Origin of the sequence: Thiosulfatihalobacter marinus, from assembly GCF_016019955.1 — a bacterium.
In the GTDB taxonomy this organism is placed as follows: domain Bacteria; phylum Pseudomonadota; class Alphaproteobacteria; order Rhodobacterales; family Rhodobacteraceae; genus Shimia; species Shimia marinus_A.
In genome coordinates, this window is the sequence record NZ_JAECRZ010000001.1 from 608,117 (window position 1) to 621,024 (window position 12,908).

The 12,908-nt window shown below is 60.6% G+C and carries 11 protein-coding genes; 7 read left to right on the plus strand and 4 right to left on the minus strand.

The window, feature by feature from the left end:
• Positions 1-69: 69 nt before the first annotated feature.
• Positions 70-1,722, minus strand: coding sequence for a thiamine pyrophosphate-dependent enzyme (locus I3253_RS02915; protein WP_197916118.1), 1,653 nt, complete (start codon positions 1,720-1,722; stop codon positions 70-72).
• A 210-nt stretch (positions 1,723-1,932) separates the two neighbouring features.
• Between I3253_RS02915 and I3253_RS02920 the strand changes: the two genes are divergently transcribed.
• The 5 genes from I3253_RS02920 to I3253_RS02940 all read left to right on the plus strand — a co-directional run bounded on the left by I3253_RS02920 (position 1,933) and on the right by I3253_RS02940 (position 7,295).
• Entirely contained in the window at positions 1,933-2,943 is a 1,011-nt protein-coding gene (locus I3253_RS02920) for a helix-turn-helix transcriptional regulator (protein ID WP_197916119.1), read from the plus strand.
• A 119-nt stretch (positions 2,944-3,062) separates the two neighbouring features.
• Positions 3,063-4,610: a hypothetical protein gene (locus tag I3253_RS02925; protein WP_197916120.1), complete on the plus strand. Its 1,548-nt coding sequence runs from the start codon at positions 3,063-3,065 to the stop codon at positions 4,608-4,610.
• A 65-nt stretch (positions 4,611-4,675) separates the two neighbouring features.
• Entirely contained in the window at positions 4,676-5,245 is a 570-nt protein-coding gene (locus I3253_RS02930; RefSeq protein WP_197916121.1) for a hypothetical protein, read from the plus strand.
• Between the two features lie 26 nt (positions 5,246-5,271).
• The gene (locus I3253_RS02935; RefSeq protein ID WP_197916122.1) at positions 5,272-5,952 is read left to right on the plus strand and encodes a hypothetical protein; all 681 of its coding nucleotides are present in this window, start codon (positions 5,272-5,274) and stop codon (positions 5,950-5,952) included.
• Positions 5,949-7,295 (plus strand): carbohydrate porin, encoded by a 1,347-nt coding sequence (locus tag I3253_RS02940; RefSeq protein WP_197916123.1) that lies wholly within the window; start codon positions 5,949-5,951, stop codon positions 7,293-7,295. The genes I3253_RS02935 and I3253_RS02940 overlap by 4 nt, the downstream gene beginning before the upstream one ends.
• 78 nt (positions 7,296-7,373) lie before the next feature.
• On the opposite strand, the gene I3253_RS02945 is transcribed toward I3253_RS02940, so the two are convergent.
• Positions 7,374-7,826 carry a helix-turn-helix transcriptional regulator gene (locus I3253_RS02945; protein WP_197916124.1) on the minus strand — a complete coding sequence of 151 codons (453 nt, stop codon included), beginning with the start codon at positions 7,824-7,826 and terminating at the stop codon, positions 7,374-7,376.
• A 168-nt stretch (positions 7,827-7,994) separates the two neighbouring features.
• Positions 7,995-8,381 carry an AraC family transcriptional regulator ligand-binding domain-containing protein gene (locus I3253_RS02950; protein WP_197916125.1) on the minus strand — a complete coding sequence of 129 codons (387 nt, stop codon included), beginning with the start codon at positions 8,379-8,381 and terminating at the stop codon, positions 7,995-7,997.
• Between the two features lie 519 nt (positions 8,382-8,900).
• On the opposite strand from I3253_RS02950, the gene I3253_RS20560 reads away from it, so the two are divergent.
• Positions 8,901-9,461 (plus strand): sulfatase-like hydrolase/transferase, encoded by a 561-nt coding sequence (locus I3253_RS20560; RefSeq protein ID WP_332255653.1) that lies wholly within the window; start codon positions 8,901-8,903, stop codon positions 9,459-9,461.
• A complete protein-coding gene (locus I3253_RS02955) occupies positions 9,425-11,191 on the plus strand; it encodes a sulfatase-like hydrolase/transferase (protein ID WP_332255652.1) in 1,767 nt (588 codons plus the stop codon). The genes I3253_RS20560 and I3253_RS02955 overlap by 37 nt, the downstream gene beginning before the upstream one ends.
• Before the next feature lie 204 nt (positions 11,192-11,395).
• On the opposite strand, the gene I3253_RS02960 is transcribed toward I3253_RS02955, so the two are convergent.
• Complete coding sequence (locus I3253_RS02960) at positions 11,396-12,760, minus strand: Nramp family divalent metal transporter (protein ID WP_197916126.1); 1,365 nt, start codon at positions 12,758-12,760, stop codon at positions 11,396-11,398.
• Positions 12,761-12,908: the final 148 nt, after the last annotated feature.

Genomic DNA, 12,908 nt, shown 5'->3' on the forward strand with positions numbered 1-12,908 from the left:
GGGCGATCTCCTTGCGTGGGTTGGCCCGAGTGCTAGCGGCAAAGCGAAAGGGTGTAAAGCTGACGCGCCCTAATCCGGCAAGCGTTTGCCGGGGGCCAGCCAGCGCGGGTCTTGCGGGATTTCGATAAGTTTGAGGCCGGGGTGCGCGCGGGCCTCGGCCAGGGCGGTTTCAAACGCCGACAACGAGGTCACACGCCAGGTGGCCGCGCCGAATGCGGCGGCAAAGGCGCCAAAATCGGGGTTGGTCAGCCCGGTACCCGAGACACGTTGCGGGTATTCGCGCTCTTGATGGGCGCGGATGGTGCCGTAGCGGGCATTGTCCACCACGATGATCGTGAGGTTCAGGCCGTGATGGGCGGCGGTGGCCAATTCCTGGCAGGTCATCATGAAACAGCCATCCCCGGCGACGGCATAGATTTCGCGTCCGGGTTCGGTCAGGGCGGCGCCAATCGCGCCGGGCAGGCCATATCCCATGGAGCCGGACGTTGGGGCAAGCTGGCTGCCGGGGTTGTGGTAGCGCACGAAGCGGTGCAGCCAGACCGCATAATTGCCAGCGCCGTTGCAGAAGATGGCATCCTCTGGCACCACCGCGTTCAGATGCGCAAAATAGGGGGCGAGGGGATCTTCCGGCACCGAGGCGGGGCTGTTGAATACTTCATAGGTCGCCCGCAGCGCGGCGGTGCGCGGCGCAAAGGCCGCAGGCTTGATCGGCGCCCATTCGGTCAGGGCGGTGCAGAAACTGTGCATATCCGCCACCAGCGCCAGTTCGGGTGCATAGACGCGTCCCGGCTCTTCGGGTTCAGGATAGATATGGATCAGGTCGGGGCCGGGCACGGGCGGTGTGAGAGCGGTGTATCCGGCGGTGGTGATTTCGCCCAGCCGGGGACCCAGGGCGATCAGCAGGTCGGTTTCGGCCAGAGCCGTGGCCAGATAGGGCGGCTGTCCGGTGCTGAAATGTCCCATGTAACACGGGTGGTCGTTGTCGATCAGCCCTTGCGAGCGGAAGGAAACGGCAACAGGCAGGGCCTGGGCGCGGGCGAATGTGTCAAGAGCGGCAATGGCTTGGGGAGTCCATCCGCCGCCGCCCGCCATGATCAGTGGCCGCTCGGCCCGCGCGATCCGCTCGCGCAGGGCCGCCATTTGATCGGGGGCGGGAAGATAGCGCGGGGGCGCGATCCGGGCCGGGGCAGGAGGCGGGGTGAGCATGTCGTAAAGCATGTCCTCGGGCAGGGCGAGCACCACGGGGCCGGGGCGGCCGGACATGGCGACGCGATAGGCGCGGGTGATGTATTCCTGAAGGCGCGCGGCATCGTCGATCTGGGCCACCCATTTGGCCATCTGCCCGAACATGCGGCGGTAGTCGATCTCCTGGAACGCCTCACGCTCCACCATGTCGCGCGCGACCTGCCCGATGAACAGGATCATCGGCGTGCTGTCCTGAAACGCGACATGCACGCCGGCGCTGGCATTGGTGGCGCCGGGGCCACGGGTGACGAAGCAGATGCCGGGGCGGCCGGTGAGTTTGCCATGGGCATCCGCCGCCATCGCGGCGCCGCCTTCCTGACGGCAGGTGATGAAGCGGATTTCATTATCCCGCCCATGCAGCGCATCCAGAACCGGCAGATAGCTTTCTCCGGGGACGCCGAATATCAGGTCGGAGCCTTGGGCGACAAGCTGGTCGATCAGGTGATCGGCGGCACGGATCGGGGCAGGAACAGTCATTCGGACCTCGGACAGAAGGTGGGTTTGGTGCAGAGTGCCAGAGAGAGGCGCGGAGGCAAGGGGGAATGTCGGCGACGCCGCACGTGAAGTGGCGCGGATCACGCCCTGTTCCCGTGCCCGGTCCATTGCGTTGACAGGGGTGCCCATGTGTCGGATGGTTGGCGGGTCCGGCGCGCAAACGGTGCCCGACAGAAAGGTCGTATTGTCCAATTGACGCAGACTGTTCCATTGATACGTGCCGCGAATGTCCTGCCACTGATACGCTGGATCGAGGTGAACCGTCTGGATGCGGATCGTTATCTGGAACGCGCCGATCTTGGGTACTGGTTCGCGTTGTCGCCCTTTGATCCGATCCCGACGCATAACGGGATCGCGATGCTGAGAGAATTGTCACGCGATCATGGTCCCGGAGTCGCTGCCGAGATCGTGAATCAGGCCAGCATCGCGGAGCTTGGCTTTATCGGGCGGGTGGCCCTGGGCGCGCGCAGTCCGCTGGAGGCGCTCCACAGGCTGAATGCCGCGATGCCAATGCACTCCAGCCACGAAATATTGCGCCTGATCGTCACCGATGAACGGATCACGATACACCACGCCTTTGCCTTTTCTCTTGACCCCGAGAGCCTGCACGCGGTGCACGTTCTGCTGATTGCAATGTTGCATCAGCTTTTCGGGTTTACCGGGCTTCGGGCCCCACTGTTCGAGCAGGTGGACATGGTGCCCCATCCCGACCTTGGGTTGAGCCATCTGCCGCCCCTTTTTTCCGATCGATTGCGTCCGGCGGAAGGCGCGGCATTGACGATTACCATGGCCGCCAATGTGGCAATGAACCCGTTCCGCGTGATTGCGCGCGACCGCCTGGCCAATGGAAACATCACCGGAATCGCGCCGCTGGCGGAAGACCGCAGCCTTGCCGCGTCGGTGCGTTCCGTCATTGCCGCCATGCTGCATGGCGGCGAGCCGACGATTGCCAGAATTGCCGGCGCAGGCAATATCAGCCCGCGCAGCCTGCAACGCAGGCTTGCCGAGGAAGGCACCAGCTATTCGCGGCAGCTTGACATTGTGCGGCGCGATCTGGCGATGAAACATGCGGCAGATGAGGGTGTGTCGCTGGCCGATCTTTCCGAAAGGCTGGGATATTGGGTGCAGTCCGCGCTGACACGCGCGGTTCGGCGGCTGACCGGCCGCACGCCTTCGCAACTGGCGGATCGCCAGGGCGGCTGAGCGTATCGCCAGTTTTTGGCGCGCAAGGTTAAAAGCCTGTGCTGCCTCTCTGACTATTCTTCCACCTGGACCCTTGCGGCCAACCGATGGCGGCACATTTTGTTCGGGAGGACAGCGTGATGCGAGTGATCGCGAAGATTTTGGCCCTGGCGCATTTCGTGGCCACAGCGGCCCTGGCCCAGGGTGGATTTTCAGCGGCCAACGGTCCGATGCCGGGCGATCTTGGACGGATCACCCGGGAATGGGAATGCACGCAGGATCTGGATACGCCGGGATATTTCAAATCGTTGAATGGGGCAGAGGTGGCCGACAGCACCCGCAGCCAAGTGTATCCCTGCGCCAGTTTCCTCGGAAGCTGGGACGGGCCGAACGACGTGTATGCCTGGCGGGGAGACGGAGAGTATCAGGGTGTTCTTTTCATGAACAATCGCTATCCGGGGGAAGTGTATCTGACCGGCGGCAACAATCCGCCGGCACAGGGCGTGGTCCCACCGGGGCCGTGGGTGGCCAAGGTTGACGCGACAACGGGCAAGGAGATCTGGCGCACGGTTCTGGAAAACGGCAATGTCTCGGGATCCTGGGTCGGGGCGGCCAACCTGAATATTCTGCCCGATGGCAATATTCCGATCGCTTTCGGCAATCACCTGGTCAAGCTGGATGGCGACACGGGGCGTATCCTGCAACATGTCATGCTGCCGGCGGACGCGCCGCCCGAGGGCAGCAATTACAAGCATCTTACAATCGCACCGGACGGCACGCTGATCGTCAAGAACCAGACACGCGCCACGCCCTGCAACATCCAGGGAACGCTGGCGGCGTTCCAGTGCCCCGGCGGCGCGGCCCAGTCCCCCGGATCGACGATCCTTGCGATTGATCCGGCGACTTTCGAGATACTTGACCGCGCGCGCGTCCCCGAAAACGCCGTGACCCCGCACACGATCACGCGGCATGACGGCAAGATCGCGATCTATGCGCCGACGGTGGCACGCGTGCACCGGTTTTTCTGGAACCCGGAGGAAAAGAAACTGTCCAGGGACGAAAACTGGGTGATTGGCACCTATCTTGATGCCGGTCAAACCGCAGGCGACGCGCCGGGCATTCTGGGGGATTGGGTGGTGATCCAGGTCAACGGACTGCCGACGCAAAAGGCGGCGTCGTCGCTTGTGGCGATCAATCAGAGCGACCCCACGAAGATCACCCGCGTCTATCCTTTTGGCACGGACCTGCCGACCGGGCTGAGTTGGGCGCCGCCGAAGGCCGCTGTTGATGCCGCCAACAGCATGGTGTTCTCGGCCGACCAGAACATGATGAAGATCGGGGCCGTGAAACTGGATCAATCCACGGGTGAAATGTCTGTGGTCTGGACCAGGGATGGCGCCACCACAGCGCTTCAGGCACTGTATGGCCCGGCTGACAAGCGGGTTCTTGGCACCGCGAGGGCGGCGCCTGGCGTGACTCAGAAGGATCTGATGCAAACGTCAAATCCGCCCTACAAACAACAGGCAATCTGGCTTGATGCCAGGACCGGCAAGCTTTTGGCGGAATCAGATTTCCTTGATCCCATGAATTTCAACACATTGCTGTCGCCGGGCTTCGGTGGGCGGTTCTATTATATGTGGGACAAGGGGTTCATCGTGCTTCAGCCCATGCCGCAACGTGGTGGATAAACCGTATCGGCAACAGTGTGGCCACACGGCCGCACCTGCAACATGACCAGCCGGGAGAGATGGGAATGCAAGACAATACCCCTGGAATACTTGGAACGCTGACTGCAATCGTGATGTCTGCTGGCATAACTTATGCCGAGCAGGATCACGATACGCAAATCTCGCTGTTATTCGTGCAAACTTCCAAGGCCATTGCGTCGGATGCGCAGTCTTTTCGTTTGATTGAAGCCAACGACCAGACAATCTATTTCTCCGACCGGCCCAACCGCATCGCCGGGCATATTCCGCTGGACCGGTTCGTCAAGGGCTGGAGCAAGGGTGAAGACAGCTTTGCGGCCAACCCGCCGAATGCGGTTGTGTCGGTGTATGAAACCAGCCTCGAAGAAAATGTCACGGCGGTGGTCGAATTGTCGGCGCCGGTGATGGACGGAAGTGACCTGGTTTACAGCTACAGGATCGTTGACGGGGCCATGCCGACACGCGGTGGCGCCACGTCCGTGTTTATCGATACGTTTGGGCCCGGCGGCGGTGTTGGCGCCGGGTTCCATGGTGTTGGCGTCGGCGCGCGCGGGCCCGGAGTTACCGGCTGGGCCGGGGTGGCGGTGAAAAACTGTGCCGACGGAGCAAGCTGTTAGGCCCAACTGCAAGGAAGGAAGACCACATGAGGACGAAATCTATTCTGGCACTGGCCGCAGCCCTGGCTATCGGTACTTGGGGGATTGCCAAAGCACAGCAGAGCGAAAGCATCACGCTGACGGAAATTCGCGGCATGGTATTTTGCGAGTTCCTGCTGATCAGCGAGACCGATGTGACGATCTACAATACTTCGGCGGACGGCCCGTGTGACCTGGACGCCTTTTCAAGAATCGATCCCGGTGATCTTGCCCGGGAGCACGGTGCCAGGAAGGCACAGCTGAACGGGCCCAAATACTGGATCATGGATGAGCAGACGCTGGGACTGGGCGAAGCCCGCAACTTTGGCGGCATCAAGGCGCGCCTGGCAGCCAAGCTGCCCCTGGCGGCGCTGGGTTCGGGGGAGGGCGCTGATCCCTATAAGCCTTATGTGACGAAAAAGGCGCAGAGAATGGTTTTCAAGGCTGGCCGGCCGGTTTATGAGCTGGTTGACGCCAAGGGCAATATCTTTGTGATGAACGCTTTTGGAGACAGGGTGCCCGATAATGATCCCGCCAGGCTGGACGGCGTGTTGCCTGTACCGGATGGCTGGACATACCGGGTGCGCAGCCCGGAACGCGATCTTGTCATCGATCAGAAAGGCGATGTGGACTCCTCGATGGTGGGCGATGCCTACCGCCAATACTATTCGCTTGAAACCGCCAAATGACGAAACCGGGCCGCCAGCGATCATCCGTGGTCCCGATCGGTGAACGCATCGGCGACTATTGGGCACGCAGGGTGTGCGGCGCGGCGGGCGGCTGGGCTCTTGTGACCGCCGCTGCTCTTGTCCTGATGCAAGCGGGGTCCGGGGCAATGGCGCAATCCCAGTCTGGATACGGGCCGTCACCCTCGCTGGAAGGCGGAGACAGCGTTGTCGAGGATATTCACGAGGACGATATCAACGTTGGCGCGGTCATTCGTTTGCCAAGACGGCCGCTGAAGCCCTGGTTCGACATGAAGAAGCGCTGGAACGAAAAATACGGGCTGAAGCTGAACTTCAGTATCCAGACGCTGCGCCAGAAATCGGATAACACAACAGGGCTGAACGAAGCGGCTGCGGGCCGGGTCGAGCTGAACGGGTCATGGACATTGGTGGGGCGGGGCACGAAAAATGCCGGGCGCCTGACTTTCCGGCTTGAGAACCGGTCGAGCATGGGAACGGCGATCCCGCCATCGAAGCTGGGCAACCAGTTTGGAAGCGGTACCCTGGTCGGTACCGGATTCAGCGATTATTCCAGCGCGAACCTGTCCGAGCTTGCGTGGCGGCAATCGCTCATGGATGGAAATCTGCGCTTTGTTTTTGGCAAGATCAGCGCGGTTGGCTGGTATGGTGGGCATGCGTTGTCCTCGCCCAAGCGGGGTTTCCAGAACACGGCGCTGGAAGCCAGCAACACCCGCGCCTTTCCGGGGCGCGGGCTTGGTCTTGGGGTTGGGTACCAGTTTTCTCCGAAACTGGTTGGTCTGCTGGGCATCCATGACGCCAATGCCAAGACGACCCAAAGCCCCTTTGACACGATTGGGCAAATGGAGTTCCTGACTTCGCTTGAAATGCGCTGGTACCTGACCACGCCCGAGCGGGCGCGTTGGGACAAGCTGGCAATCAATGTGTGGCACCATGACAAGCGGGTTCAGGCCGGTGTGCCGCAAAGCAGCGGTGTCAATCTGGTGGCCAGCAAGCTGATGTTCAACGACATGGTGCTGCCGATCTTCTTTGCCGGGGTGTCGGATGGAAATGCGTCGCTGTTCAAGCAGGATGTCGGGATCGGGGTGGGCATCGGTCTTGACGCGACGGCCAGCAAGGCCCGCAGCGTTCTTGGATTGGGGCTTGCATGGGGCGATCCGTCCAATGACGCCTACCAGGAGCAGATTACGGGCGAAGTGTTCTTTCGGTTCCAGCTGCTGGACAATTTCGCGATCACACCGTCGATCCAGGTTATCCGAAATCCAATCGCCAACCCCTTGCAAACCACCGTCACGGTTGTCGGACTACGTGCCAGGGCGACGTTTTGAAGCCGCGAATTTGGCGGGAAAACCCTTGTTGCCAAGGCCATGATGCGTCTTGTTTCCTGGTGTCCTGCGGCGGCGCAGTTACAGGCCGCGCCGCCGCAGCCCGCTGGGCGGCTGACCTGTCCAGCGGCGTACGGCACGGGACAAGGTTGACTGGTTGGAATAGCCAAGATGTGCGGAAATATCGTCAATTCTGCGCCCCCCGTGTTCCAGTTCCTGGAGCGCCATGTCGCGGCGGAGCCCTTCTAGGAGGTCGGAAAAACTCGTGCCTTCGGCCGCAAACTGGCGTTGCAGAGAGCGGCGTGACACGCCTGCCGCGACGGCGAGCCGGTCGATCGACGGGCGCCCGTCCCGCAGATGCAGCCTGAGAACCGCCCGCGCCGGTCCCGATAACGACCGGTCCTCTGTCAGCGGTTTGGAATCCGGCGCAAACCGGTCCAACCGGCGGTCCCGCGCAATCTTGAAAAACCGTCGATCCGCCACCGAAGCCTTGATCTCGATTTCAAGAAACCGGGACGTGGACGCGGTTGGCATGACGCATAGCCGGTCGGCAAGATGTGTGAACCCGTATTCAGGATGGGGCACCATTCGGACCGAAGACAGCAGGGGCGGCGGCGCGAGCGTCAGGCTGCAAATCGCGCGGATGAGGGCCGTAATATACTGCTGAATGACATGGAGTGTCGGATCGTCGATTGCGAAGGTTCAGCCTTCGCCGATCCTGATGCCCTGCGGCGTCTCGGACACGGTCAGAACTTCGTGGCTACAGTGGTAGGGCATCATCGCGGAAACGCGTGACAACGCAGCGCGGGGTGTCTTAGCGCCAAGAATGACGCGACCGATCAGGGCCAGTTCCTGGATGCTGTTTTCGGACACGACCCGGTAGCCGATGTCGGGCCCCTCAACCCGCGCGGCATTGGCAAAGAACGCGGCGGCATTCAGCAGCGGGATCGGTGTGTCCGGCTCGACGAAGGTGACGGCCAACAGATCCACCTCGGCCAGGCGCCGTTCGACAGGGCGGCGGTTCGCGGTCATCCACCGCAACATCGGAATCATCGCTCCAGCGCGGATCATGGGGATTGTGAGGCTCATCGGCTGGCGTTCCTGCGCATGGTCGCTCCGATTATAATCCGGATTGGCGGTCCGACACTGATCTATCTCAACGGCACTGCCAAAGTTCAGTATCGCGCATCGGATGCCGCGAACTTGCCTGAACCGGGCGGTAATGTTAGCGACAGGCGCGATTTGCCCATCAAGTCCTTTGCTTTTTGTCGGCTTTGCAGTGCATGATCGGATTACAGACATGCCAAGCCCACTTGCGTTCTGGCACCACAAGGCAAATTTTTTTGGACCTTCCGTGTTAATCAAGTCGCCACGGGCGAATTTTCAGGGAGACATATTATGACCTTACGCCACTTGACAGCGACCAGTGTCATGCTGCTGGCTTAGTCGGGCTTTTCCGCGACCGCACAGGAGATCACCGGAACACTCGGCTCGCCAAGCGCCACAACGACGCTCAAGGGAAACCAGCTTCCCGCGCCTGATCCGGCATTTGGCGGCACGATCACGCAGCAGGCGCTGGATTCCACGCCCTGGTGGGCACCGCAGGTCGTGCCGCCGGAAGACGCGCCCAACATTCTGCTGATCATTACCGACGACGCCGGCTTTGGTGTTCCCAGCACTTTTGGCGGGGTGATCCCGACCGACACGATGGACGCGCTGGCAGCAGAGGGGCTGAGTTTCACGAATATCTACTCGACCGCGCTATGCTCTCCAACGCGCGCGGCGTTGATAACCGGGCGCAATCACCATTCAGCGGGCTTTGGCGTAATTGCCGAGCAATCGACCGGCTATCCCGGCTATAACAGCATCATTCCCAAGGATACGGCCACGATCGGGCGGGTTCTTCTTGATAACGGTTATGCCACGTCCTGGTTTGGCAAGGACCACAACACGCCCGCGTTCCAGGCAAGTCAGGCCGGGCCGTTCGACCTGTGGCCGACGGGCATGGGTTTTGAATATTTTTACGGGTTTGTGGGGGGGACGCCAATCAATGGCAACCGAACCTGTTCCGCAATACCACCCAGATCTATCCCTTCGACGAGACCGAAGATGAGTGGAACCTCGTCACGGCGATGGCCGATGATGCGATTTCCTATATCACCAATCTGAACCAGATTGCCCCGTCCAAACCGTTTCTGGTGAAATATGCCCCCGGTGCAACACATGCGCCGCACCATCCGACAAAGGAATGGGTGGACAAGATCGAAGCCTTGAACCTTTTCGACGATGGATATGAGGCGCTGCGCCAGACCATTTTCGAAAACCAGAAGAAGATGGGTATTGTGCCCGAGGATGCCAAGCTGGCCCCCTGGCCAGCCGACGAGATCAAGCCCTGGGATCAGCTGACGGACACGGAGAAGAAGCTTTTCATCAAGCAGGTGGAGGTGTTCGCGGCCTATGCAGCCTATAGTGACTATGAGATCGGGCGCGTGATCCAGGCAATCGACGAAATCGGGGAACTGGATAACACCCTGATCATCTATATCAATGGCGACAACGGTACCTCGGCCGAAGGTGGTCCGCTTGGAACACCGAACGAAGTTGCGTTCTTTAACGGGCTCAACGCGATTCCGGCCGAAACCCAGATGAAATGGTACGATGTCTGGGGAACAGAACAGACCTATAACCACATGTCGGCCGGCTGGTCATGGGCTTTTGACCCGCCTTTTGACTGGTTCAAGCAGAATGCCTCGCGTCTTGGCGGCATCCGTCAGAATATGGTTGTGTCCTGGCCAAAGGGTATTTCTGACAAGGGCGGCAGACGCGATCAGTTCATGCATGTGATCGACGTTGTCCCTACGATCCTCGAAGTCACCGGTATCCCGGCACCAGATGAAGTAGACGGTATCAAGCAGCGTCCGATTGAAGGCACGAGTTTTGCCTACACATTTGATGCTGCAAACGCTGATGTGCCAAGTCGCCACAAGCGGCAGTATTTTGAAATGTTTGGCCAATGGGCGCTTTATGACGAGGGCTGGCTGCTGAGTACGCAAGTCAATCGCGCGCCGTGGGAGATCAGCGGGGTGGCGAACCCCGATCCGCTGAACAATCAGGTGCTGGAGCTGTATGACCTGACCACGGATATGAACCAGACAACGGACATTGCCAAGGATCATCCCGACAAGGTCAAGGAAATGAAGGCGCTGTTCGTCGAGGAAGCCAAGAAGTACCGGGTTTTCCCCATGGATGCTTCGGTGCAGGCGCGACTCGTGGCGCCACGCCCGAATATCACGGCGGGACGCGACGAGTTTGTCTACATCCGGCCGATGACAGGATTGCCGCAGGGCGACTCTCCGCTGTTGATCAACACTTCTTACACGATCACGGCCGAAATCGAGGTGCCTGAAGGCGGTGCCGAGGGGATGATCCTTACGTCCGGCGGCCGGTTCGGCGGATACGGGTTCTACCCGAAGGATGGCAAGCCCGTGTTCCTTTGGAACATGGTTGATCTCAACCGGATCAAATGGGAAGGCAAGGACGCCTTGACACCAGGCAAACATACGGTCGAGTTCGACTTCAAATATGACGGGCTTGGCAATGGAACACTGGCCTATAACGACTCGAGCGGGATCGGAAAGGGCGGCACGGGTACGTTGCGCGTAGATGGCATCGACGTTGATACGCAGAAGATGAAGGCAACGTTGCCGGTGATCCTGCAATGGGACGAGGCATTTGATATCGGGTCGGACACGTTGACGGGTGTCAATGATGCCGACTATACGCCACCTTTCGCGCTGACCGCCAAGCTCGACAAGCTGACCATCAAACTTGACCGGCCAAAGCTGAGCGATGCCGATATCAAGCGGTTGGAAACGGCGATGCAAAGAGCCAGCGACTGAGCGTGAGAGAAACCAATCCGACCGGGCCATCCCATAGTGATGGCCCGGTTGGCCATGGAGGTCCGCCGGAAACGCCGCCGAGTTCTGTTGCGATCAGGCGGAGCGAACGGGGAGGGGGCGAGCCGTGGTTTTGGCCACCGGCCACGCGGCGATGAGGGCTGCACGGACAGCGGGTGCTGTCGGGGCCCTGGCATCATGCGCGCCTCACAGCGCGACAGCCCCTGTCGCGACATCAAAGATCAGTTTCAGGTTCAGGACGATCAGAACCAGCGCGATCCCCCAGCAGACGGTTGTCAACCAGCGCGGTGCCGGCAGGCTACCCATTTTCTCGCGGTCGGACGTGAACCAGATCAAAGGTACGATGGCAAAGGGCAGTTGCAGGCTTAGAACCACCTGTGATGCAATCAGCAGTTTCGCCGTCCCGCTTTCCCCGAAAAACACGGTCACGAACACAGCCGGTATAATGGCGATGCCGCGTGTGATCAGCCTGCGCGCCACGGGCGAGACGCGCAGGCGAATGAACCCTTCCATGACGATCTGTCCGGAAAGCGTTGCCGTGACGGTGGAGTTCAATCCCGAAGCCAGAAGGGCCACTCCGAAAAGGGTGCCCGCGATCGTGGTGCCAAGTGTCGGGTCAAGCAGGCGGTGGGCGTCCTGGATTTCAGCAACCTCGAACTGGCCGGTCGTATAAAACGCAGCCGATGCAAGAATAAGGATCGAGGCGTTGATGAACAGGGCGAACATCAGGGCTATTGTCGAGTCAATCGTCCCCAGGCGAATGGCCTGGCGCTTGTCCTTCAGGGTGGTTCCGATGTCGCGGGTCTGAATGATCGAGGAATGCAGATACAGGTTGTGTGGCATGACGGTGGCGCCGATGATGCCAAGCGACAGGTACAGCATTACCGGCGATGTAATCAGGTCCACTTGTGGAACAAAGCCCGCCAGCACGTCGCCAATCACCGGGTCCGCATAGGCCATCTGGACCGCAAAGCACGCGGCAATCACGGTGGTCAGGGCAATCACCACCGCCTCGAGATACCGGAACCCCTTGTTTTGCAGCCAGAGGATCAGAAACACGTCAAGCGCGGTCAGAACCACGCCGATTTCCAACGGTATGTCAAAGAGCAGGTTCAGAGCGATCGCCGTTCCGATCACTTCGGCAAGATCCGTCGCAATGATTGCCGCCTCGGCCAGCACCCAGAGCACGTTGCTTGTCCAGCCCGGAAAAGCGTCGCGGCAGGCCTGTGCCAGGTCGCGGCCGCTTGCGATGCCCAGGCGCAAGGCCAGGGCCTGGAGCAGGATCGCCATGAAGTTCGACAACAATATGACGGACAACAGCGTATAGCCGAACGCAGAGCCGCCGGCCAGTGACGTGGCCCAGTTGCCGGGGTCCATGTATCCCACGGCAACAAGATAGCCGGGGCCGAAAAAGGACAGGAAACGCCGCAGGAACGATCCGGGCCGCACGGCCACAGAGTGATACGATTCCGGCAGGCTTGGCGAGCGCCGGTCCTGTTTCCAACCGCCCTTGCCGGGGAAGGCCGCAAGCTCTTTGGGTGCGTCGGACATATGGGGGTCTTTTCATGCGAACAATTCGCAATCTCAGTATGGTGCGCGCAGTCGGGTGTCAAGCAAGGGCGTGGCGAATGTGTTGCCTGGCGCTTGCCCGTCGTGATCGGCGCGCAACTTTGTGCCAAGGAATGGCGAGTGCGGCGGG